This window comes from Pseudonocardia yunnanensis (assembly GCF_039534065.1).
Taxonomy (GTDB): Bacteria; Actinomycetota; Actinomycetes; order Mycobacteriales; family Pseudonocardiaceae; genus Pseudonocardia; species Pseudonocardia yunnanensis.
The window spans coordinates 396541-418843 of sequence record NZ_BAAAUS010000024.1 but is presented as its reverse complement, the minus strand read 5'-3'; the positions used below and the strand labels follow the sequence as shown (position 1 = coordinate 418843).

Annotated in this window: 22 protein-coding genes; 11 read left to right on the top strand and 11 right to left on the bottom strand. The window is 71.2% G+C overall.

Going from position 1 to position 22303, the window contains the following annotated elements:
* Nucleotides 1-5 precede the first annotated feature (5 nt).
* The gene (locus ABD743_RS23615) at nt 6-1103 is read right to left on the bottom strand and encodes a sensor domain-containing diguanylate cyclase (RefSeq protein ID WP_344724330.1); all 1098 of its coding nucleotides are present in this window, start codon (nt 1101-1103) and stop codon (nt 6-8) included.
* A 285-nt stretch (nt 1104-1388) separates the two neighbouring features.
* Between ABD743_RS23615 and ABD743_RS23610 the strand changes: the two genes are divergently transcribed.
* Together ABD743_RS23610 and ABD743_RS23605 are read left to right on the top strand one after the other, a co-directional pair.
* Nucleotides 1389-2759: an FAD-dependent oxidoreductase gene (locus tag ABD743_RS23610; protein ID WP_344724329.1), complete on the top strand. Its 1371-nt coding sequence runs from the start codon at nt 1389-1391 to the stop codon at nt 2757-2759.
* An 18-nt stretch (nt 2760-2777) separates the two neighbouring features.
* Nucleotides 2778-4574 (top strand): acyl-CoA dehydrogenase, encoded by a 1797-nt coding sequence (locus tag ABD743_RS23605; RefSeq protein ID WP_344724328.1) that lies wholly within the window; start codon nt 2778-2780, stop codon nt 4572-4574.
* A 13-nt stretch (nt 4575-4587) separates the two neighbouring features.
* Here the strand turns inward: ABD743_RS23605 and ABD743_RS23600 are convergent, their stop codons facing one another.
* Complete coding sequence (locus tag ABD743_RS23600) at nt 4588-4863, bottom strand: hypothetical protein (RefSeq protein WP_241039482.1); 276 nt, start codon at nt 4861-4863, stop codon at nt 4588-4590.
* Nucleotides 4864-5149: 286 nt separating this feature from the next.
* Here ABD743_RS23600 and ABD743_RS23595 point away from each other — a divergent pair, with 286 nt between their 5' ends.
* Nucleotides 5150-6007, top strand: coding sequence for an NAD-dependent epimerase/dehydratase family protein (locus ABD743_RS23595; protein WP_344724327.1), 858 nt, complete (start codon nt 5150-5152; stop codon nt 6005-6007).
* 7 nt (nt 6008-6014) lie between these two features.
* On the opposite strand, the gene ABD743_RS23590 is transcribed toward ABD743_RS23595, so the two are convergent.
* Complete coding sequence (locus ABD743_RS23590) at nt 6015-7256, bottom strand: MFS transporter (RefSeq protein WP_344724326.1); 1242 nt, start codon at nt 7254-7256, stop codon at nt 6015-6017.
* Between the two features lie 143 nt (nt 7257-7399).
* Nucleotides 7400-7570 (bottom strand): hypothetical protein, encoded by a 171-nt coding sequence (locus tag ABD743_RS23585; protein WP_344724325.1) that lies wholly within the window; start codon nt 7568-7570, stop codon nt 7400-7402.
* A gap of 146 nt (nt 7571-7716) precedes the next feature.
* Between ABD743_RS23585 and ABD743_RS23580 the strand changes: the two genes are divergently transcribed.
* The gene (locus tag ABD743_RS23580; RefSeq protein ID WP_344724324.1) at nt 7717-7953 is read left to right on the top strand and encodes a type II toxin-antitoxin system Phd/YefM family antitoxin; all 237 of its coding nucleotides are present in this window, start codon (nt 7717-7719) and stop codon (nt 7951-7953) included.
* A 23-nt stretch (nt 7954-7976) separates the two neighbouring features.
* On the top strand, nt 7977-8372 hold the full coding sequence (locus ABD743_RS23575; RefSeq protein WP_344724323.1) for a type II toxin-antitoxin system VapC family toxin: 396 nt from the start codon (nt 7977-7979) through the stop codon (nt 8370-8372).
* A gap of 7 nt (nt 8373-8379) precedes the next feature.
* On the opposite strand, the gene ABD743_RS23570 is transcribed toward ABD743_RS23575, so the two are convergent.
* On the bottom strand, nt 8380-9405 hold the full coding sequence (locus tag ABD743_RS23570; protein ID WP_344724322.1) for an LLM class F420-dependent oxidoreductase: 1026 nt from the start codon (nt 9403-9405) through the stop codon (nt 8380-8382).
* Nucleotides 9406-9538: 133 nt separating this feature from the next.
* Between ABD743_RS23570 and ABD743_RS23565 the strand changes: the two genes are divergently transcribed.
* Nucleotides 9539-10780 (top strand): glycosyltransferase 87 family protein, encoded by a 1242-nt coding sequence (locus tag ABD743_RS23565; protein ID WP_344724321.1) that lies wholly within the window; start codon nt 9539-9541, stop codon nt 10778-10780.
* A gap of 280 nt (nt 10781-11060) precedes the next feature.
* Here ABD743_RS23565 and qcrB read toward each other — a convergent pair whose 3' ends face one another.
* Genes qcrB through ctaE form a run of 4 tightly spaced genes read right to left on the bottom strand, consistent with a single transcriptional unit; the run spans nt 11061 to nt 15406 of the window.
* Nucleotides 11061-12785: a cytochrome bc1 complex cytochrome b subunit gene (gene qcrB, locus ABD743_RS23560; RefSeq protein WP_344724320.1), complete on the bottom strand. Its 1725-nt coding sequence runs from the start codon at nt 12783-12785 to the stop codon at nt 11061-11063.
* Nucleotides 12782-13936: a cytochrome bc1 complex Rieske iron-sulfur subunit gene (gene qcrA / locus ABD743_RS23555; protein ID WP_344724319.1), complete on the bottom strand. Its 1155-nt coding sequence runs from the start codon at nt 13934-13936 to the stop codon at nt 12782-12784. The genes qcrB and qcrA overlap by 4 nt, the downstream gene beginning before the upstream one ends.
* On the bottom strand, nt 13933-14775 hold the full coding sequence (gene qcrC / locus ABD743_RS23550; RefSeq protein WP_344724318.1) for a cytochrome bc1 complex diheme cytochrome c subunit: 843 nt from the start codon (nt 14773-14775) through the stop codon (nt 13933-13935). Before qcrC ends, qcrA begins: the two co-directional genes overlap by 4 nt.
* A 25-nt stretch (nt 14776-14800) precedes the next feature.
* Nucleotides 14801-15406: an aa3-type cytochrome oxidase subunit III gene (ctaE, locus tag ABD743_RS23545; RefSeq protein ID WP_344724317.1), complete on the bottom strand. Its 606-nt coding sequence runs from the start codon at nt 15404-15406 to the stop codon at nt 14801-14803.
* Between the two features lie 127 nt (nt 15407-15533).
* On the opposite strand from ctaE, the gene ABD743_RS23540 reads away from it, so the two are divergent.
* Entirely contained in the window at nt 15534-15962 is a 429-nt protein-coding gene (locus ABD743_RS23540) for a response regulator (RefSeq protein ID WP_344724316.1), read from the top strand.
* A complete protein-coding gene (gene trpD, locus ABD743_RS23535; protein ID WP_344724315.1) occupies nt 15955-17004 on the top strand; it encodes an anthranilate phosphoribosyltransferase in 1050 nt (349 codons plus the stop codon). Before ABD743_RS23540 ends, trpD begins: the two co-directional genes overlap by 8 nt.
* A gap of 11 nt (nt 17005-17015) precedes the next feature.
* Here the strand turns inward: trpD and ABD743_RS23530 are convergent, their stop codons facing one another.
* Together ABD743_RS23530 and ABD743_RS23525 are read right to left on the bottom strand one after the other, a co-directional pair.
* The gene (locus ABD743_RS23530; RefSeq protein WP_344724314.1) at nt 17016-17294 is read right to left on the bottom strand and encodes an Lrp/AsnC family transcriptional regulator; all 279 of its coding nucleotides are present in this window, start codon (nt 17292-17294) and stop codon (nt 17016-17018) included.
* Nucleotides 17295-17328: 34 nt separating this feature from the next.
* Nucleotides 17329-19047, bottom strand: a complete 1719-nt coding sequence (locus ABD743_RS23525) for a DEDD exonuclease domain-containing protein (RefSeq protein WP_344724313.1) — start codon at nt 19045-19047, stop codon at nt 17329-17331.
* A gap of 105 nt (nt 19048-19152) precedes the next feature.
* On the opposite strand from ABD743_RS23525, the gene ABD743_RS23520 reads away from it, so the two are divergent.
* The 3 genes from ABD743_RS23520 to ABD743_RS23510 all read left to right on the top strand — a co-directional run bounded on the left by ABD743_RS23520 (nt 19153) and on the right by ABD743_RS23510 (nt 22279).
* Nucleotides 19153-20520 (top strand): NYN domain-containing protein, encoded by a 1368-nt coding sequence (locus ABD743_RS23520; RefSeq protein ID WP_344724312.1) that lies wholly within the window; start codon nt 19153-19155, stop codon nt 20518-20520.
* Nucleotides 20521-20647: 127 nt separating this feature from the next.
* The gene (locus tag ABD743_RS23515; RefSeq protein WP_344724310.1) at nt 20648-20926 is read left to right on the top strand and encodes a hypothetical protein; all 279 of its coding nucleotides are present in this window, start codon (nt 20648-20650) and stop codon (nt 20924-20926) included.
* A 465-nt stretch (nt 20927-21391) separates the two neighbouring features.
* Nucleotides 21392-22279 (top strand): NlpC/P60 family protein, encoded by an 888-nt coding sequence (locus ABD743_RS23510; RefSeq protein ID WP_344724309.1) that lies wholly within the window; start codon nt 21392-21394, stop codon nt 22277-22279.
* Nucleotides 22280-22303: the final 24 nt, after the last annotated feature.

Here is a 22303-nt window from a genome sequence, read left to right as displayed (position 1 = left end):
AGCGGTTAGTCGGCCAGCAGGCTCACAGGCTCGGAGGCGCGGCCGCCGAGTTCGACCTGGTGTATGAGCTGTGGGATCGGCAGTGGCCGGCTACGGGTGACGGTGGCGGCGGCCACGCCCGGCAGGGCGATGAACGGATACGCGTCCTCCAGTCGCGCCACGCGTTCACAGACCTCCTCGCAGAACCACATGACCCTCTCCGGGGACCAGGAGGGGAGCACGACGAGGAAGTCCTCGCGGCCGATCCGCACCACCCGGTCGACGTTCGTCAGCAGGTCCTGCACGCACCCGCTCACCCCGTGCAGGGCGGCGAGCTCCGCGCGCAGGCCGTAGTCCGCCCGCACCTCGGCGATGCCGAACACCCGCAACAGGGCCAGGCCGATCGGCAGCGTGCCCGCGCCGAGGCCGGCCGTCCAGCGCTTGAGGAATTTCTCGGTGTACAGGCCGGTGCGGGGGTCACGCTCGCCGCTGTCCTCCGCGACGGATTCGAGCGCCACCTGTGCCTCGGTGCGGGACCGGACGGCGGCCTGCATCCGGTCGGCGAGGAACCGGGCCGGAACGCCCCACCAGCCCTGGTGGTCGGGTTCGGGCACACGCTGCACGGCCTGCAGAACGTCGTCCATCTCGGCGATCACCCCGGCGGGCAGCCGCAGCTGTGAACGCAGCCGCAGTACCTCCCGGAGGGCGTCCTCGCGGCGGAAGGACCACCGACCGCGGAAGCACCTGCCCTCCTCGATCGTCCGGGCAACGGGGTCTACCAGCTCCAGGTCGGTGGCGACGAGGGTGGCGCCGCCGTGGGGCCCGAGCACGGTGACGCTCCACTCGCGGGCCAGTGGCCCCGCCGCCGGCGCCAGCGCGAGATGGAGCCCGCGGGGCAGCTGAGGCGGGATCTCCTCGGCCATCCCGACGACCGTGATGGCACCGGCCGACGCGATCTTCCGGTAAACGGGCAGCTCTCGCTGGAAGTAGGAGTGCTTCTGGAACATCGCGATGACGATCAGCGGCTCACCGGGGACGGCTGCGAGGGCGAACTGCTCGATCGCGTGAGACAGCTCCACGAGTACGGGCTTGCCGAGAGGTTCGCCGGCCCTACTGCGGTCCACGAGCCCGGAGGGTAGCCCGGATATATGTCGCCCTCGTTGCGCCGAACGGATGAAGGGTGACGGTTGGGACGTTTGTCGTGCACGTCACAGTCGAATGTCGCGTCGGGTCTCTTGCGCCCCTGCAACACCGTCCGACGACCGGGAGAGATCGCCGGTCAGGTGGTCGACGCCAGGGCCGCGGGACCGTCGAGATGACGGGCCCCGATGCGGTACCGAGGTCGGTGATGTGGCGCGCTGAACCAAGTCCGGATCGCCCCGGAGTGGCAGGATCGACCTAGGACCATCATGGGAGATGAGCTCATGCAGCAGGGACAGGCGCGGGTCGCGGTGATCGGAGCCGGGCCGTCCGGCCTGTACGCCGCGGCCGCTCTCCTCGCGTCCGGCGAGCCGGTGAGCGTCGAGGTGCTGGATCGACTACCCGCGCCGTACGGGCTGGTGCGTTACGGCGTCGCGCCCGACCACGTGAAGATGAAGTCGGTCATCCGGGTATTGCAGAAGCCGTTCGACCCGGCTCACGTCGAGTTCCTGGGCGGGGTGCGGGTGGGCGACGGCGGCATACCGCTGGACGTGGTGCGCGAGCATTTCCACGCGGTCGTCCACGCCACGGGCAGCTCGGTGGATCGGCACCTCGGGGTGCCGGGCGAGGACCTTGCGGGCTCGCTCGGCTCGGGCGCGTTCGTGAGCTGGTACTGCGGCCACCCCGACCGTGTGGAGCTGCAGCCGGTGCTCGACCGCCCCGGCGTCGCCGTCGTCGGCGCGGGCAACGTGGCTCTCGACGTGGCGCGCGTGCTGGCCAAGACGGCCGACGAGATGGCCGAGACCGACGTTCCCGAGCCGGTGCTGAGCGCACTGCGTGACAGCGCCGTGCGTGACGTCCACGTCCTGATCCGCCGGGGCCCGCAGCACGTCCGCTTCACGCCCGCCGAGCTGCGCCAGATCGGCGAGCTCCACAACGCCGACGTGGTCGTCCACGACGACGGGCTGCTCGCCGAAGGCGTCGAGGAGCCGGAGGACAGGCGCCAGCGGCAGAACCTGGACATGCTCCGGGAGTGGGCCGCTCGCGGGACCACCGGCAAGCCGCGGCGGATCCATCTGCGGTTCCTGCGCAGCCCGGTGCGCCTGGTCGGTGTGGACGGCAGGGTGAGCGCCGTCGTCGTGGAGCGCAACAAGATCGACGCCGACGGCCGGGTGGTCGCCACCGGCGAGGAGGAGACCTTCGACGCCGGGCTCGTCGTGCGCGCCATCGGCTACGACGGGGAGCCGATCGAAGGGCTCCCGTTCGATGCCCGCACCGGCACCGTGCCGAACGACGGCGGCCGCGTCATGCGCGACGGCGAGCAGGTGCCCGGTGCGTACGTCACGGGGTGGATCAAGCGCGGCCCGACGGGCGTGATCGGCACGAACAAGTCCGACGCTTCCGAGACGGTCGAGGCGATCCTGGCCGACCTGCCCGGGCTGCCCATGCCCGCGCACCCCGAGCCGGAGGCGTTCCGGGCGGCATTGGCGTCCTACGGGATCCGCCCTGTCGACTGGACGGGCTGGTTGCGCCTGGACGCGGAGGAGGTCCGCCGCGGTGGTCTGCGCGGCGCGGAGCGCGTCAAGGTGGCCGACCTCGCAGACATGCTCGAGGCCGCGCACGGGGCGCGCACTTCCTGATCGGAGTTAGCCTCCGGTGTGCGCTCATTGCTGCTGTCGCGTCGGGACCTGGACTTCCTGCTCTACGACTGGCTCGACGTCGAGTCGCTGACCGCCCGGCCGCGCTTCGCCGACCACTCCCGCACGACGTTCGACGCCGTGCTGGACCTCTCCGAGCAGGTGGCGGCGAAGCACTTCGCCCCGCACAACCGGGCGGCCGACCTCGACGAGCCCCGGTTCGACGGCGAGCGTGTCCACATGATCCCGGAGGTGGGCGAGGCGCTGCGGGTGTACGGCGAGGCGGGCTTCGTCGGGGCCGGGATGGACGAGTCGGTCGGTGGCATGCAGCTGCCACAGACCGTCGCCCAGGCCTGCTCGCTGTGGTTCCTGGCCGCGAACATCGGCACGGCGGCCTACCCGTTCCTCACCGTTGCCGGGGCGAACCTGCTGATGGCTCATGGAAGCCCGGAGCAGGTGAAGACGTTCGTCCCGCCGATGGTCGAGGGCCGCTGGTTCGCGACGATGTGCCTGTCGGAGCCGCAGGCGGGGTCCTCGCTCGCGGACATCACCACGCGTGCCGAGCCTCGCGACGACGGCACCTACCGGCTGTCCGGCAACAAGATGTGGATCTCCGCGGGTGACCACGAGATGGGCGAGAACATCGTCCACCTGGTGCTGGCCAAGATCGCAGGTGGCCCGCAGGGGGTGAAGGGCATCTCGCTGTTCGTCGTCCCACGGTTCCTGGTCGGTGCGGACGGCTCGCGCGGTGGGCGCAACGACGTGGCGCTGGCCGGGGTGAACCACAAGATGGGCTACCGCGGCACCGTGAACACCCTGTTGAACTTCGGCGAGGGCCGGCACACGCCCGGCGGGGAGCCCGGGGCCGTGGGGTACCTGGTGGGCGAGCCGCACCACGGCCTCACCTACATGTTCCACATGATGAACGAGGCGCGTGTCGGCGTCGGCGGGGGAGCGACCGCCCTCGGGTACAGCGGCTACCTGCACGCCCTGGACTACGCGCGCACCCGCACGCAGGGCAGGCCGCTCGGCGCGAAGGATCCCGGCGCACCTCAGATCCCGATCATCGAGCACCCCGACGTCGCCCGGATGTTGCTCGCGCAGAAGTCGTACGCCGAGGGGGCGCTGGCGCTGGTCCTGTACTGCGCCCGGCTCCTCGACGAGGAGCGCACGGCAGCGACGCCGGAGGAGCGGTCCAGGGCGCACCTGCTGCTCGACGTGCTCACGCCGATCGCGAAGAGCTGGCCATCGCAGTGGTGCCTGCACGGCAACGACCTGGCGATCCAGGTGCACGGCGGGTACGGCTACACGCGGGAGTACGCCGTCGAGCAGCTCTACCGCGACAACCGGCTCAACGCGATCCATGAGGGCACCCACGGCATCCACGGCCTGGACCTGCTGGGTCGCAAGGTCGTGATGGACGGCGGCGCCGGGCTCACCCTCCTGCTGGAGACGATCACCGAGACGGCGGGCAAGGCCAGGGCGGCGGGGGGCGAGCCTACGTCCTACTCCGACGCCCTCGCCACCGCCGCGGCCCGGGTCGGGGAGGTCACGACCACGCTGTGGAACGCTGGGGACCCCGCCGTGACCCTGGCCAACTCCTCGATCTACCTCGAGGCTGTCGGTCACGTGGTGGTGGCCTGGATGTGGCTGGAGCAGCTGCTGGCCACCGGTTCACGTGAGGACGACTTCGCCGAGGGCAAGCGGGCGGCGGCACGGTACTTCTTCCGCTACGAGCTGCCGCGGACCGGCCCGCAGTTCGCGCTGCTGGCCGACCTGGACCGCACCACCCTCGACGTGCGCCCCGAGTTCTTCTAGTGCTGCGGGTGGGTCAGCAGGGTGCCACCGACACGACCGCCGGGACGTCTCCCATCTGCTTCTCGAAGGTGGCCGACTCGTCGCTGGTGACCGAGACGGTGCAGGTGACCGAGCTGTAAGGGACGCCGTCGCGGACCTCGACCGTGAAGTCACGGACGGGGAAGCCGCACGCGCGAAGCGCAGCGCCGATGCGCAGGACACCGTCCATGCCGCCGGTGGTGACGATCTCGAGACGGCGCTGCAGGCGGGGTGCCCAGGCCGTGCGGGGGGAATGGCCGATAACGGTCATTTTGTAGCTCCAGGGGTTCCGTTTGGGGTACGGGGACCCGAGCCAGGCCTCGGAAAGGAAAAGGGGAGAGACGGCGCGCCGGCGGCCTGGCTCAGCCGACGCGCAGACGTACGGCCGTGTCGAGGATGACGGCGGTACGCATGGGGACGACTCTAGCGCGGTGTTCCGGTGATCTCCACGCGCCCTGCTCGATGGGCCTCGATGAGGTGGTAACAGTTGCGGTAGCCGCCGGGAGTGTTCATCGCTCCTCCTCCCGGCGTTCGCCCCCCGACCTGGAGGAAGCCTTATGACGACCGTCGCCGTCACCGGAAGCAGCGGCAAGCTGGGCCGGCACGTGGTGCGTGACCTGCAGGACCACGGCTATCGCGTGGTCGCCCTCGACCGCGTGCCCGATCCCGATTCGCCCGCAGCGGCCGCAGTGCGGGTGGACCTCACCGACCACGGACAGGTCCTCGAGGCGTTGACCGGCGTCGACAGCCGGCACGACGGTGTGGACGCGGTGGTGCACCTCGCGGCGATCCCGGCACCGGGGCTCGCCACCAACGCCACCACCTTCGCCAACAACATCACCGCCACCTACAACGTGTTCGCCGCCGCGCGCACCGCGGGGATCCGCAACATCGTCTGGGCGTCCAGCGAGACCGTGCTCGGGCTGCCGTTCGACACACCGCCGCCCTACATCCCGGTGGACGAGGAGTACCCGGTGCGGCCGGAGAGCACCTACTCGTTGGTCAAGAGCCTCGAGGAGGAGATGGCCCGGCATTTCACCCGATGGGTGCCGGACCTGAAGATGATCGGACTGCGGTTCTCCAACGTGATGGACCCTGGCGACTACGCCAGGTTCCCCGGATTCGATGCCGATCCCGCGCTCCGGCGGTGGAACCTGTGGGGCTACATCGACGGTCGTGACGGGGCGCAGGCGGTGCGGCTGGCGCTGGAGCACCAGGCCACCGGCGTGGACGTCTTCGTGATCGCCAACGCCGACACGGTCATGTCGCGCCGCAGCGCCGACCTCGCCGGCGAGGTCTACCCCGGCGTCTCCGTCACCCGGGAGCTGGGCGAGCACGAGACGATGCTGTCCATCGACAAGGCCCGCAGGGTGCTCGGGTTCGAGCCGAGGCACAGCTGGCGCGACGAGGCCTGACGGCCGCTCAGGTCACCACGAGCGGAGCCTGGTGCTGCTCGTCGAGCCGGGCCGCGCTGAACAGTCGCCACGCCGTGACCGTCAGCGCGGCCATGCCCGCGAACGCGATCCAGAAGGGCGCTGTGACCCCCAAGCCGCGGGCGGCGAGCCCACCGGCCAGCGCGCCGAGGGCCGATCCCCCGACGGCGAAGAGGAAGTACACGCTGTTGACGCGCCCGCGTAGCGCGTCGGGAACCACACGCTGGCGCCAGGACAGGGTGATCACATTCCAGAGGCTCGCGTGCGCGCCGAACACGGCCATCGTCGCGACCGCCACCCAGGGGGCGCGGGCCAGAGCGAGCGACAAGTGCGTGGAGGTCTCGATCACGAGCCCCACCCGCAACAGGAGCGAGGCGCCGAACCGCTCCAGCAGCCGGGCGGCGACCAGCGAACCGGCGAGCCCGCCGACGGCGCTCGCCGCGAGCAACAACCCGAAGCCGATCTCGTCGAGCCCCAGCCGCTCGCGGGCGTAGAGCACGAGGATCGAGAAGGCGCCGGTGAGCGTGACGTTCATCAGGCACAGGCAGAGGGCGAGCAGCCGCAGCACCGGGTGACCGAGGAGAGCCCGCAGGCCGGTGGCGATGTCGCGCAGCATCGGCCGGGCCGGACTCGCGGGCTTCTCGCGCGCCGGCATGCTCCGCCGCAGCGTGGCGATGAGCAGGGCCGCGACCAGGAAGGTGGCCGCGTTGAGGCCGAACGGCACCGCGGCGGCCACCACGAACAGCGCGGCGCCGAGCGGTGGAGCCACTAGCCGGTTACCGACGAGCTGCGCGGCCATCAGGCGGGCGTTGGCGCGTGGCAGCTGCTCGGGCGCCACCACGGCGGGCAGCAGGGCCGTGCTCGCGCTGTCGGCCAACGTCTCCATCGAGCCGATCACGAAGAGCGCGGCGTACACGAGCGCCACGGTGACCACGCCGGTCCCGACGGCCGCCGCGAGCGCGCCGATGACGACGGCGCGCACGACGTTGACCAGGACCACCAGCCTGCGGCGGTCCAGCCGGTCCACGACGACCCCGGCAGGCAGCGCGAAGAGCAGCCACGGGAGCTGCTGGACGAAGATCGCGCCGGCCACCAGCGCCGGATCATCGGTCAGCGACGCCAGCAACAGCGGGCCGGCCGCGAGGACCACCCCGTCGCCGATGTTCGAGACCGCGTTCGCCGTCCACAGCCGCGTGAACCCACCGCCGAGCGGCGCCCCCCGTGCCCCCACCGCCGCAGCTTGTCCGCAGAGCGGGCACGGGGCAACAGGGTTACCCAGCTCGGAGAGCGCACCGGACGAGCGGCACCCTCATCCGATAGCTCCGGACAAGAGTGCCGCTCGTACGGTCAGCGTGCTGTCTTCGCGGGCGCGGCTCAGCGGCGAGCGCGCCAGCTCGTGCGCGCGCCCACCCCCGCGAGGTGCAGTGCGACACAGAGCAGGCCGGCCGTCAGCAGCACCTGGCCGGTGACGATGTCGAGCGAGATGCCGGCGAGCTCGAAGATGAGGGCGAGACCGAACAAGACTGCGGCGATGATCGCGAGCATGGCGCGTCCTTCCGCGGGAGGTGAGAGATCGGATGGTCCCGGTTTCATTCCCCATTCGCAGCGTCGAGGCACAAATCTGGCCCGATCGTGATCTGGTCGTTGCGGGCGGAACGCCCTCCATGTATCACCGGTGATACAGTCTTGTGGTGGACGAGGTGACCATCCGGGAGCTGCGCAACCACGGGGGCGATGTCCTGCACCGCGTGGAGCGGGGAGAGACTGTCGTCGTCACCCGGGACGGGGTTCCGGTGGGCGAACTGCGCCCGCTGCCGCGACCTCGGCTCAGTGCGACGTCCCTGCTCGCCCGCTGGCGTGGCGTGCCGGTCGTCGACAGGGTCGCGTTTCGTGCGGACGTCGATGCGGTACTGGATCCGACACTGTGACAACGGGTGACGGACGCGGCTTGTTGGACACCACCACAGTGATTGCACTCCCGCTCCTGCGCAGCGAGCGAGGCCTGCCTGAAGAGCCGCTGATCTCGACGATCACGCTGGCCGAGCTCTCCGTCGGCCCCTTGGTGGCCACAACTGACGATGAGCGGGCCGCCCGCCAGTCCGTCCTCCAGCAGGCTGAGTCCGACTTCGAACCGCTCGCGTTCGATGCGCGGGCCGCCCGTGCCTTCGGCCGGGTCGCCTCCTCCCTCCGGTCGGCCGGTCGGAAGCCCCAGGCACGGGCATACGACGCACTGATCGCGGCGGTGGCGATCGCCAATGATCTCCCTCTCCACACCTGCAACCCAGTCGACTTCGTCGGGATCACGGGCCTGGACGTCGTGGCTGTTCCTGTGCCGGAATCACGCTAGCGATCAGTCAGCTCGCCGCGCGCAGCTTCTCGATCGCCGGGACGAACAGGTCGTCGGCGTGCTGGTACGGCGCGTAGAAGGTGAACCGATCGACGATGTCGCCGAACCGCTTCAGGAGCGCGGGTCCGAGCTGGTCCGGTTCGGCGACCACGGCGAAGGCGTTCAGCACGTCGTCGTCGATGAGCTCGCCCATCTGCCGCCAGCGGGCGTCGTCGGTGCCGCGCGAGAGCCGGTTGAGCTCGACGCCCAGCTCGCCCCACCCGTGCAGGTCGAGCACCTTCCGGTAGGAGGGGGTGCTGCCGTAGAACGCGATCTGCTCCTTCACCCCTCGCGTGGCCGCCGCGATCTCCTCCTCGTTCCGCCCGCTCACGACGAGGCCGGAGAAGCTGATCGAGAAGTCGGCGAGCGTGCGTCCGGACGCGGTGAGGCCCTCCTGCAGGATCGGGACGGTGACCTCGCGCATGTAGCGCTCGGTCGTGAAGCCGTGGGGCAGCACGCCGTCGCAGACCTCGCCCGCGGCGCGCGTCATGTGCTCGCCGACCGCCGCGATGTAGACCTTGGGCGGCCCCCAGGGGCTCGGGGCGGGGGAGAAGAACGGGGTCATGAGCGTGTGGGAGTAGAAGTCGCCGCGGAAGTTCAGGCGCTCCCCGTCGTTCCAGGCAGCCCAGATGGCCCGCATGGCCTGCACGAACTCCCGCATCCGCGGCGCCGGGTGGCTCCACGTCATCGCGAAGCGGCGCTCGATGTGGGGCCGAACCTGGCTGCCCAGCCCGAGGAGGAAGCGGCCTTGCGAGTGCACCTGGAGGTCGTGCGCGACGTAGGCGGTGCTCATCGGGTTGCGGGCGAAGGCCACGGCGATCGCCGTGCCCACCGCGATCCGGGACGTGTGCTCGGCGACCGGCACCAGCGGGAGGAACGGGTCGTGTGGGCCCTCGAAGCTCCACAGGCCGTCGTACCCGCCGTCCTCGCGCTTCCGCGCCTCCTCGGCGAGCTCCGCCAGGCCCGTGCCCTGCAACATCGCGTCGACCTTCATCCGCTCTCCGTCTCCTCGGGTGGCTCGCGGCGCCACGTGCGGTACAGCGAGCATGACTCACCCGGCGGTGTGCCCGCCGCAGTACCTCGGCACGCTCTCGTTAGCCTCGGTGAGGACGAGCACCGGGGGGCCGATGGGGACAACGCTGACGCCCGACCCGGCTGTGCGCGGGCGGCGGCGGCTGCGGTGGGGCGTGGCCGGGGTCGGGGTGGCGCTCGTCGGGCAGGTCGTCGTGCTCGCGCTGTGGCCGGCAGCGCATCTGCTCATGATCGACCTGCAGGTGTACCGGGCCGGCGGGGAGCACGTGCTGCACGGCGAGCCGCTCTATGCCGGCGGCGTGCTTCTGGACCTGCCGTTCGTCTATCCGCCGTTCGCGGCTGCGGTGCTCGCTCCACTGGCGCTGCTGCCGCTCGGCGTGCTCAAGGTCGTCTGGACGGCCGCGGGGCTGGGCTTGCTGGGCTTCGTCGTGCACCGGTGCGCGCGCAGCGTCGGCGTGCCCGCCGGTTCGGCGTTCCGGGCGACGCTGCTGCTCACCGCGCTCGCGACCTGCCTGGACCCGGTGCGCACCACCCTCTACCTCGGTCAGATCAACATCGTTCTCCTCGCTGTGGTGGTGGCCGACCTGCTCGGACGCCGTGACAGCCGGTGGCGCGGGGTGGGTGTCGGCGTCGCCGCGGCGGTCAAGCTGACGCCGCTGGTCTTCGTCGCCTACCTGCTGTTCACCGGCCGGAGGCGGGCCGCGGCCACCGCTTCCGGTGCGTTCGCCGCGGCCGCCGGGATCGGCTTCCTCGTCGCGCCCGCCAACTCCGCCGCCTACTGGTTCGACGGCACGTTCGCCGATGCCGATCGGATCTCGGGCGTCGCGAGCGCCGCAAACCATTCGTTGAACGGCCTGCTCGCGCGGCTCGGCAGCCACGCGATACTGCCCTGGCTCGTCGGTGCCCTGGTGCTCGGTGCCTTGACGGTGTGGGTGGCGGTGCGGGCCCACCGGGCCGGCGAGGAGGTGCTCGCGCTGACGCTGTGCGGCCTCGCCTCGGCAGCGCTGGCGCCGTTCGCCTGGTCGCACCACTGGGTGTGGGTCGTGCCGCTGCTGGTGCTGCTCGCCCACCGTGCGATGGCGGGCCACCCGGCCGCCGTAGCGCTGCTGATCGGTGTGCTCGCCTGCACGTTCGCCGTGGTCACGGCCCTTCCCGGGCCCGGTGTCGGGCCGATCCCGAGCACCGGTCTGATCTCACTGCAGCCTGACACCTACCTGCTGCTGTTCCTCGCCGTGTTGGCGGGGAGCGGAAGGTGGCTCCGTATGACGCCCCGGTTCAGCATCGGGAAGTCGGCGGCCGGGGAGATCAGCAGCTCGGGCGGGGCTGCGGCGCGGTAGATCCCCCAGACCAGAGGTGCGGGCCTGCGGATCGCCCACCGCCGGGACCGTGCAGGTAGAACACCGTGGGGGAGGCAGGGTCGCCGTCCAGCGCCGCGAGGAACAGGGCGAGCTGCTCGGACCGGCCGACGAAGGCGCGGTCGCATGCCGCCCGGAGGCGGCGGCCCGTTCTCTCTTGCAGCCGACCGTGCCGAGCCTCGGAACGAGGGGAGGGCCCCGCCGATGTTCCGGCGGGGCCCTCCCCTGGGTGGTGCAGTGCGCTCGGTGGCGCCCAGCTGTCTCAGTCGGACGCGTGCCGCCCCGAGTCGGGCGAGCCCGTGAGGGCCTTGCGCTCCTCGCTGCGTGCCTGGCTCGCACCGTGGCCGTTGCTGCTGCCGCCGTTGCGCTCTGCGGCCTCGGCCGCCTCGGCGGCGGCTCCGTCTGCCCGCGCCTGCTCCAGCGCCAGTGTCTCCTCGACCGGGTCGGGAGTGAGCAACGAGCCCGGACGGGGTGAGCCACCCATGCCCAGCTGGTTCATCCGCTTCGGCACCGGCGCCCCCTGGTACTCCAGCGGGATGGGGTGGCCGTGGCTGTCCACACCGGCGAGCGGCTGGTGCACCTCGATGAACTCACCGTGCGGGAGCCGCTTGATGATGCCGGTCTCGATGCCGTGTTCGAGCACCGCCCGGTCGGAGCGCTGCAGACCGATGCAGATCCGGTACGTCACGTAGTAGACGATCGGCGGAACGACCAGGACGCCGATCCGGCCTGCCCACGTGGTGGCGTTGAGCGAGATGTCGAAGAAGTACGCGATCAGGTCGTTGCTGCCGCAGAGAACCAGCAGCGTGTAGAACGCGATCGCCATGGCGCCGAGCGAGGTGCGCACGGGCACGTCCCGGGGCCGCTGCAGCAAGTTGTGCAGCGCGTTGTCCTTCGTGAAGTGACGCTCGATCGCCGGGTAGGCGCCGGCAAGCACGTAGAGCACCGGAAGGAACGCGGGACTGGCCCAGAACGCCGGCGGGATCGTGTAGTCGCCGATGGCGATGTTCCACGGCGGGAAGATCCGCAGCATCCCCTCCGTGAAGAGCACGTACCAGTCCGGCTGGGAACCGGCGGAGATGTGCGAGGGGTTGTACGGGCCGAAGTTCCAGATCGGGTTGATCTGGAACACCCCGCCCATGATCCCGAGGACACCGACGGTGACGGCGAAGAACGCGCCGCCCTTCGCCGCGAACGCCGGGAGGATCCGGACTCCCACCACGTTCTTTTCGGTGCGGCCGGGGCCGGGGAACTGGGTGTGCTTCTGGTACCAGACCAGGCCGACGTGCACCGCGATCAGCGCGAGCAGGATGCCCGGGATCAGCAGCACGTGGACGATGTAGAGCCGCGGGATGATCTCGATACCCGGGAACTCACCACCGAACAGCGCGAACTGCGTCCAGGTGCCGATCACCGGCACCGCCAGGATGAACCCGGACGCGATCCGCAGCCCCGTGCCCGAGAGCAGGTCGTCGGGGAGCGAGTAGCCGCTGAAGCCCTCCATGAAGCCGAGGAACAGCAGCAGGACGCCGATGATCCAGTTCGTCTCACGCGGCTTGCGGAACGCGCCGGTGAAGAACGTGCGGCACATGTGGGCGACCATCGCGGCCATGAACAGCAGGGCCGCCCAGTGGTGCACCTGCCGGACGAACAGGCCGCCGCGCACCTGGAACGAGATGTCGAGCGCGCTCTCGTACGCGCGGCTCATGTGCACGCCGCGCAGGTTGTCGAACACGCCGTTGTAGGTGACCTCGGTCATCGACGGGTCGAAGAACAGCGCGAGATAGGTGCCCGAGAGCAGCAGGACGATGAAGCTGTAGAGGGCGACCTCACCGAGCATGAACGACCAGTGGGTCGGGAAGACCTTGTTGAACTGCTTGCGCATTCCCGCTGCCGGGTGAAAGCGCTGGTCCAACTCGTCGAGGGCCTCGGCGCCCTTCGCTTGCAGCCCACCAGCCGAGCTGGTGGGCGTGGTGATCGCGCTCATGATCTCAGCTCCCAGAACGCCGGACCGACTGGCTCGTTGAAGTCACCCGTGGCGACGAGGTAACCCTCGTCGTTCACGGTAATCGGAAGTTGGGGCAGCGCGCGTGTCGCGGGACCGAAAATCGGCGTCGCATGATCCGTCGCGAGGAACTGCGACTGGTGGCACGGGCAGAGGATCCGCTGTGTCTGCGCCTCGTAGAGCGATGCCGGGCAGCCCAGGTGCGTGCAGATCTTCGAGTAGGCGTAGTAGTCGCCGTAGTGGTAGTTCTCCGTGCCCGGGCCCTGGGTGACCTGGGTGCCGGGACGGAACCGGATCAGCATCGTGGGGGTGTCGGGAGCCCGCAGAGCTGCCTGCAGCGCCTCGGGGTGGCCCCGCTCCTCCTCCCGGAACGGGAAGACGGTCTCCATCGAGCCGGCAGCCTGGTCCTCCGCGCGAACCAGCGAGATCTCGTCCGGGTTACCGGTGTCCCGGCGCAGGTAGACCGTCTCGCCGTGCACCGACTTCCACCCGGTCACCCACAGCGGGGAGTTGGGGCCTTCCTTCCACGGGTTGCGGACCAGCGGGCCGATCGCCGCGACGGTGAGCCCGAGGCCGAAGAGGCCGGCCGCGGCACCCGCAGCGCGGATGATCAGCTTGCGCCTCGCGATGCCCGTGTCCTGGCCTGCCTTGGTGAGCTGGGCCAGCACGGTCAGGCGCGCCACGTCGTCGGAGGCACCGTCGTGGCGCTGCTGCACCGACACCTCGTCGGGGAAGAACTTCTTCACGTACGCGATGACCGCGATGCCCAGCGCCAGCACCGCGATGCCGAAGGTGGCCCCGACGACCGGCGTGTAGAGCGTGTAGAGCGAGTAGCCGGGGTCGCCGGGCGCCTTGTACTGGTAGGGCCACCAGATGAAGGCCGCGAAGAACGCGGCCCCGGCGACCGCGGAGATCGCGAACCACATGGCGACGGAGCGTTCGGCCCGCTTCTCGGCGCGCGTGCCCGGGATCGGGAACTTCGGCTGGTTGTGGACGATCTCGACGTCGTCGAGCTCGGCAGCCAGGCGGGCGCGCTGCTCGAGGCTCATCTCCTCCACCTCGGTGGTGGTGGGGGTGCGTCGCTGCGGGTGCTCCGTGCCCGGCGTCGGCGGATCCTGCCGCGAGGTGGTCATGACTTGGCTCCCAGCCACAGTGCGAATCCGATCATCGCGGCCAGGCCGACGATGAACGCGATCAAACCTTCAGAAACCGGCCCGATGCCGCCCAGCGGGTCGCCGCCGGGGTTGTTGTGGCCGTCGGTGACCGACTTGATGTAGCCGATGATGTCCTTCTTCTCCTCGGGCGAGAGCTGCCGGTCGGAGAACTTCGGCATGTTCTGCGGCCCACTGAGCATCGCCGTGTAGATGTCCGTCTCGGTGGCCGGGTCGAGCGTCGGGGCGTACTTGCCCGAGGTCAGCGCGCCGCCGCGGCCGGTGAAGTTGTGGCACGAGGCGCAGTTGAGCCGGAACAGCTCGCCGCCGCGCGCGGTGTCGGGGCCACGCAGGGCGGCGCCCGAATCCGCCGGCCGCGTGGGGCCGCCGCCGTGGGACTCCACGAAGGCACCCAGTGCGTTCAGGTTCTCGGCGCCCTCGGGTGTGCTCGGGTCGAACTCCTGCAGCGGGGGCTTGCGCTCGGCCTGCGCCTCCTGGCGGGCCAGCGGCATGCGGCCGGTCGACACCTGGAAGTAGGCGGCCGCGTCGCCGACGCCGATCAGGCTGGGGCCGCGGTCCTGCACGCCCTGCAGGTTGGCTCCGTGGCAGGTGATGCAGTGGGAGTTGTAGAGCTCCTGCCCCTGTGCGACCAGCGCGGCGTCGTTCGGCTGCGCGATCGCTACCTGGGGCTGCGGCGAGAAAGTGGTGTAGAGGCCGCCGACGACCAGCAGGCCGATGCCCAGCGCGAGCACGCCTGCGATGCGGCGGCGGAAGCGGCTGCGCGGGCCTCGGAGGCGCTTCGAGGAAGGTGTGGTGGTCACGTCTGCGTCGTCCAGCCCTCGTCGGTCAGCGGATGAAGTAGATGACGGCGAACAGGCCGATCCACACCACGTCGACGAAGTGCCAGTAGTACGACACGACGATCGCTGCGGTGGCCTGTTGCGGAGTGAACTTGCTGAGCTTGGTGCGGATGATCAGGAAGATGAAGGCGATGAGCCCGCCGGTGACGTGCAGCCCGTGGAAGCCGGTGGTCAGGTAGAAGACCGTGCCGTAGGCGTCCGAGGAGATCGTGGTGCCCTCGTGTACGAGGTTCCAGTACTCGTAGGCCTGACCGCCGAGGAAGATCGCCCCCATGATCAGCGTCAGCAGGTACCAGCGGCGCAGCCCGAACACGTCGCCCCGCTCCGCGGCGAACACCCCGAACTGGCATGTGAACGACGACGACACCAGGACGATCGTCACCACGAGGGCGTACGGCACGTCCAGGTGCGTGGGGGGAGGCGGCCACGACAGCCCGGGCGGGTTCTGGGCCCGGGCGGTGAAGTAGATCGCGAACAGCCCGGCGAAGAACATCAGCTCGCTGGACAACCAGACGATGGTGCCAACGCTGACCAGGTTGGGGCGGTTCAGCGAGTGGATGCGCGCGCTGATGCTGGGAGCCGCTGTCGTCACCCGGGCATTATTACCCCGGACCAACTTCTACAGCTTGTCGGGATACCCGCGGCGTCAGTCACGGTTTGGTGGCTGAACGGGCGGCACCTGCCAGATGTTCCGGAGCGCGGCACTACAGTTTCCCAGCGTGAGCAGCCCTGTCGCGCGCCCGACCCTGACCGTGCTGGTGTTCAGCCACCGCCCTGAGGTACGCGAATCCGTCATCATGGCCATCGGTCGGCGCCCCGCGCCCGACCTCGGCCGGGTGCGGTTCGTCGAGGCCGAAGGCATCGCCCAGGTGCTTGCCGCGGCCGATGCGGGCGACATCGACCTCGCCATCCTCGACGGCGAGGCGCAGCCCACCGGGGGCATGGGCCTCTCGCGCCAGCTGAAGAACGAGATCGACGACTGCCCGCCGATCATCGTCACGCTGCGCAGGCACGACGACCGGTGGCTCGCCACCTGGTCGCAGGCCGACGCCGTGCTGGTTCACCCGCTCGACCCGCTCACCGCCGCCGAGACGGTGGCCGACGTCCTGCGCCGGTCCACCGCACTAGACACTGCGATCCGTGGCTGACGACACCCCTCTCACCTGGTCCGGCATCCTCGGCAGGCTGCTCCGCGGCGAGCACCTCGGGGCGGGTGACACGTCGTGGGTGATGGACCGGGTTCTCTCGGGCGAGGCCACACCCGCGCAGCTCGCCGGGTTCCTCGTGGCGCTGCGGGCCAAGGGCGAGACCGCTGCGGAGATCTCCGGGCTGGCCGAGACGATGCTGCGGCACGCCCGGCGCGTCGTGGTTCCGGGACCTGCCGTCGACGTGGTCGGCACCGGGGGCGACCAGGCGCACACGGTGAACATCTCCTCGATGGCGGCCGTCGTCGTCGCCGCGGCCGGCGTGCCGGTCGTCAAGCACGGCAACCGTGCTGCGTCGTCCGCGAGCGGGGCTGCCGACGTGCTCGAGGCGCTCGGCGTGGCCGTCGACCTGCCTCCGGACGGGGTCGCCGCCTGCGTGGCCGAGGTCGGCATCGGGTTCTGCTTCGCGCCCGTCTTCCACCCGAGCTTCCGGCACACCGCCGGTCCGCGCCGAGAGCTGGGCGTACCCACCGCGATGAACGTGCTCGGCCCGCTGACGAACCCGGCCCAGCCGCTCGCCGCACTCGTCGGTTGTGCGGACCCCCGGCTCGCCCCGGTGCTCGCCGAGGTGTTCGCCGGGCGCGGGGCGTGCGCGCTCGTGGTGCGCGGCGACGACGGGCTCGACGAGCTGACCACCACGACCACCAGCACGGTGTGGGTCGCCACCGGTGGAGAGGTGCGCACCGAGACCCTCGACGCGCAGGCCTTCGGCATCGCCCCCGCCACCAGGGAGGACCTACGTGGCGGCTCCGCGGAGGTCAACGCCGGCGTGTTCCGTGCGCTCGTCGCGGGCGAGCCCGGTCCGGTGCGCTCCGCGGTGCTGCTGAACGCGGCAGCGGCGGTCGTCGCCTTCGACGGGCCGCCCGCCCGGCTGGCCGAGGCGTTCCCCGCGGCGCTGGAGCGCGTGGCGGAGGCGATCGATTCGGGAGCCGCCGAGCGCCTGCTGCAGCGCTGGGCCGAGTTCTCGACGTCGTTGCGAGCCTGACCCTGCGTTCGCTAGTCGAGGCCCACCGAGAAGGTGGCCTCGGTGTCGGCGCGTGAGTACGAGCGGAAGGCGATGTGGGTGTCGGTGCGCCGCACGCCCTCGATCTTGCTGAGCCGACCGGCGATCACGTCGGCGAGCTGGTCGTGCTCGGGGACCTTGACCACCGCGATGAGGTCGACGTCGCCCGCGCACGAGTAGACCTCGCTCACGCCGTCGAGATCGGCGATGGCCTGTGCGGTCTCCGGGATCCGGTCGGCAGCGGTGTGCACCATGACGATCGCGGTGATCACGAAGGCTCCTCGAGTAGGTCGGCTGATCGGGACCTTAGTCCACCCGGACCTCCACGGGCCGCGCCCGCTCGGCCCACTCGCTCCAGCGTGCCGCGCCGTGAGCGGGCTCGGCCCAGGGCGGTTCGGCGTGGACCAGCCGGGTGCCGCCCGTGGTGAGCCAGCGGTGCAGCAGGCGCACCTCCTCGGCGGGCGCACCCCGCAACGGCCCGGGCTCCGCGAGCACGATCTGGGCTCCGAGCCGCAGCGCGTCGATCACGGGCATGGGGGCGACGCCCCGGCGGGCCACGCCTGCGGCGGCCAGCCTGCCGAACCGCAGCACCGCGATCTCCCAGCCCCCACGGCCGTCGGGTCGCGCGCCGACCACCTCGGGCAGCGCGGCGAGTGTGGCCAGGCGCTGTGCGCGTTCGAGCCCCACGATCAGGCCGGCCAGCCGATCCCGCACACGGGCGGCCGCCTCGAACCGCTCCCGCCCGGCGAGCTCGTCGACCTGAGTGGCCATCGTGCGGAGCGCCGTGTCGTCCCGGCCGTCGATGAGCTCGTGCAGCGCCTGAACGGCGGGGGCGTACTCCTCGGGCGTCTGCAGCCCCGCGCACGGCGCAGCGCACCTGCCGAGCTCGTGCAGGGCACAGGGCGACGCCGACGCCCCACGCGCCGGTATGCGCTGCGTGCACGGCCGCAGGGGCACCACGTCGAGCACGGAGTCGAGCGCGGCGGCGGCCGCCTGCCGGGAGCCGAACGGGCCCACGGCCCCGTCGCGGGGCGTGGTGACCACCGAGAGCCGCGGAAACGCCTCGGCGGTAGGTGTGACCCACCACCCGCGATGGGGACGGCGGGAGCGGCGGTTGTAGCGCGGCTGATGGGCCGCGATCAGCCGCAGCTCCCGCACCGCCGCCTCCAGGGCGTGCGCGCAGACGACGGTGTCGACCCGCTCGGCGAGCGCCACCATGTCGCGCACGCGGCGGCGGCGCTCACCCGAGGTGAAGTAGCTGCGCACCCGCCGTTGCAGGTCGCCGCTGGTGCCGACGTAGAGCACCTCGTCGCGGGGACCGCGGAACAGGTACACCCCGGGTGCTGCCGGCACCCCGGCCGCCAGCACCCGCTTCTTCCGCTGCGCCTGCGTGGGCCGGTGCGGCGCCGACTCCCGCGCGAGCCCGAGGAGCTCCTCCAGGCTCTGCACGCCCAGGTTGCCCACCCGTTCGAGCAGCCGGTGCAGCACCTCGACGGTGGCGCGGGCGTCGGCAAGGGCGCGGTGGGTGGGTTTCGTGGTGGTGCCGAACAGCTGGGCCAGCGCGCCGAGCCGTACGCTCGGCGCCTCGTCGGACGAGAGAACGGCACGGGCCAGGCGCGCGGTGCAGAGCACAGGTGGGCGTGGCCACACGAGGCCGTGTCGCTCGCATGCGGCACGCAGGAATCCGGCGTCGAAGGGCGCGTTGTGGGCCACGAGCACGGAACCCCGGAGGAACTCGAGCACCGTGGGCAGCACGGCGGGCAGCCGGGGAGCCCCGGAGATCATCGCGGTGGTGATACCGGTGAGCGCCACGATGGCCGGCGGGACGCCGGTGCCGGGATCGACGAGCGTGGCGAGCTCCCCGACGTGCTCGCCGCCGCGCACCTTCACCGCACCGATCTCGGTGATCGCGTCGGTGTTCGCCGAGCCGCCGGTGGTCTCCAGGTCGAGAACGACGAACGTGACCTCGCGTAGTGGGGTGCCGAGTTCGTCGAAGGACAGCTGCGGGGAGACGGAACCGGGCACGGCGGCGGACGCTAGCGGCACTGACCGACAGAACCTGCGGATCACTGCGAGTGTTCGCGCAGCCACCGCTGGGTGGTACCAGCGGAACGCGGATAACCTGGAACGATGTCCGGGTCAGACGATGCCGCCCGGCCGCCCGAGCTCGGCGCGGCCGGTCTTTCGGCGTCAGCCGGTGACCCGATCGTGCCCGAGCCGGTGAACTGGGAACGGCTCCCGGACGCCGTGCGAGCCCGCCTTGCCGAAACGGCCGCCGCAGCCGTGGGCTCGATGCCCGTAGCGGACGTCCCCGTGTCGCTGCGCAGGCTGGCCCGGTTCACCCCGGCCAAGCGCGCGAAGCTCGGCGCCCCAGCCCTCACCGCCGAACTGGCGGTCTCGCTCGCCTTCCGCACCGCGGTCATCGCGTGGTGGGAGGAGCACCGGCCCGGCGAGCTCACCGCCGCCGCGGACGATCCCCTCACCGCGGCCGCCGCCGCCGTGCTGACCGACGACCCGGCGGCCACCGACGTGGTGGCTGCCGCCGCCCGCCGGGGCGAGGTCGTCGAGCTGCGCGCCGAGCGGGACGCGGCGCTGTCCCGCGTGGACAAGCTCACCATCGAGCTGGATCGGCTGCGCGCCGAGCTCACCGAGGCCCGGGCGCAGGCGCGGGAGGCGGGGGAGCAGCGCGACGCGGAGTACCAGCAGCTGCGGCGCCGGGTATCGGACCAGGGCGCGCGGCTGCGCGCGGCGGTCGACGCCCGTGCAGAGGCCGAGCAGGTCGTCGCGGAGCTGCGCCGCTCGGCGGAGAGCGAGCTCGCCGCGGCACAGGCGGAGCGCGACCGTGAGCGTGGCCGGGCCGAGGCGGAGCGCAGGCGCGCCGACCGCGCCGCGGCCGAGGTGGCGGCGGCGAGGCAAGCCGCGCGCGAGGCCCGCAAGGCCGACGAGGTGCGCCTCGAACTGCTCATCGACACCCTCGGCGGGGCGCTGACGGGGCTGCGCCGCGAGCTCGCCCTGGGCGGTGGTGGCCCGCGGCCCGCCGACCTGGTCGCCGGGGCCCAGGCCGCGCACCGGGGGGCGGCGATCGACGGGCTCGCCGGCCTCGACGCGCTGCTCGCCGTGCCGTCGGTGCACCTGATCGTCGACGGCTACAACGTCAGCAAGACGGGCTACCCCGAACTGCCACTGGCCGACCAGCGCACGCGGCTGGTCGGGCAGCTGGCCGCGCTCGCCGCGCGTACCGGCGTGGAGATCACCGTCGTGTTCGACGGTGCGGGCGTCGTCTCCGCGCCCCATCGGGGGTCCCGCGGCGTGCGGGTCCTGTTCAGCGACGTCGGTGTACTGGCCGACGACGTGATCCGCGACCTGGTGGCGGCCGAGCCGGAGGGCAGGCCCGTCCTCGTGGCCACGTCGGACCGGGCGGTCGTCGTCTCCGTGCGTCGCGGCGGGGCCTACTCCGTGCCGTCGGCGATCCTTCTGGGTCGGTTGGCCCGCGGCTGACGCCCTTCTCGTTCTTCGCCGATCGTCTTCTCCATCACCCTGGAGTGCTATTCCTCGCCCGAAACTGTCGGGGGCTGCTCCTAACGTCCGCCGGCATCGGAAACGTCCGACCGGCGAGGGAGCAGAAATGATCATCGACTGTGACAGCTGCGCGGTTCGCGGCGATGCCTGTGGCGACTGCGTGATCGGCGTGCTGCTCGGTGCGCCTGCCCCACGAGCGGCCGGATCCGCGGCGGAGAACCTGCCGTCCGGCGCGCCCAAACTGCAACTCGACGCACCAGAAAGGCGAGCGCTCGATGTGCTCGCGGATCAAGGTCTCGTGCCGAGATTGCGGTTGGTGGCCGTTCCTGCGCGCCGAACGCTCCCTGGCCCGGATGGGCGACAGGTCGATCGTGACGCTGGGTGACATTACGCTGTTGTGGAACCTGTTTGGTTGCTCTTTGCACTCGGCCGGTGGTCACTCGAACGCGTGACACGCCGTGACCCTCTGTTTGGACGCCTTTGGTGATCTCCGTAATCTCCGCGAGACCTTGTGGCGGTTCAGCCATTCGCAGGGAATGGCGACGCAAGGTCACCGCGTACTCGTCCGATCGGTTGTTCGGGGCCCCTGATCGGGGAGCACGCGGGTGGCGAGAGGAGATCCATCCGCGTGGTGTCGCCTCGGCGTACCCCATCCGGTCGCGGTCGGAAGTCCCGGTGGTTCACACATCGACCCGCCCTCCGCAGGCGTTCTGCGCCGTCGGCCGGAGCCCTCGTCCTTGCTTCGCTTCTCGCCCTCGTCCTCAGCGCCGGGCCGGCGAGCGCCCAGCCCCCACCCCCATCCCCACCGCCCCCCACCAACGCCGCTGACGCCGCGAAGCAGCTCGATCAGGTGCAGCGGGAGGCCGAGGCCCTCACCGAGGAGTGGCACGCGGCCCAGGACACCGTCGACGCCCGGCAGGCCGAGCTGGGGACGCTGCGTGAAGCCGTAGCGCCCGCGCAGGCGGCCGTGGACGCCGCCAAGGGCAACGAAGAGCAGTACCGCCAGCAGCTCGACGCGGTGGCCATGGGCACGTTCGAGAGCGGCAGCCTCGACCAGTTCAACGCGTTTCTCGCAAGCAAGTCACCGCAGGACTTCCTGGATCAGATGTCGGCGCTGGAGACGATCTCGGCCGACTACAAGGCCGCTCTCGAGCAGCTGCAGGCCGTCGTCGACCAGACGTCCAAGGCCCAGGCCGAGGCCGATGCCGCCGTCCAGCGCGCGCAGGCCGCCGCCGACGAAGCGACCAAGGCGGAGAAGGACGTCGAGGACCGCAAGCGAGACGCCGAGATGCGGATCGACGAGGCCGAGAAGCTCCTCGAACGGCTGTCGCCGCAGCAACGGCGCAACCGCGCCGGCCCGGGGGAGAGCGCGCCGGGACCGATCACCGGCACCGGCGTCGGCGTCGAGGCGCTCCGAGCGGCGGCCACCCAGCTCGGCAAGCCCTACCAGTGGGGTGCGGGCGGCCCGGGCAGCTACGACTGCTCCGGCCTCACCAGCTGGGCGTTCAAGCAGGCGGGTGTCACGCTCCCTCGCTCGAGCAGCCAGCAGGCGCGGGTCGGCAAGGCGGTGTCGTGGGGCGACATGCGCCCAGGCGACCTCGTCTTCTACTACTCGCCCGTGAGCCATGTCGGCATCTACGCGGGCGGCGGAAAGATGATCAACGCACCGCAGACCGGCGACGTCGTGAAGTACCAGACGGTGTCGAGCGGTGCCTTCAGCGGCGCCCGGCGCCTCTAGCAGACCTCGTCCGCTCCCCGGGAA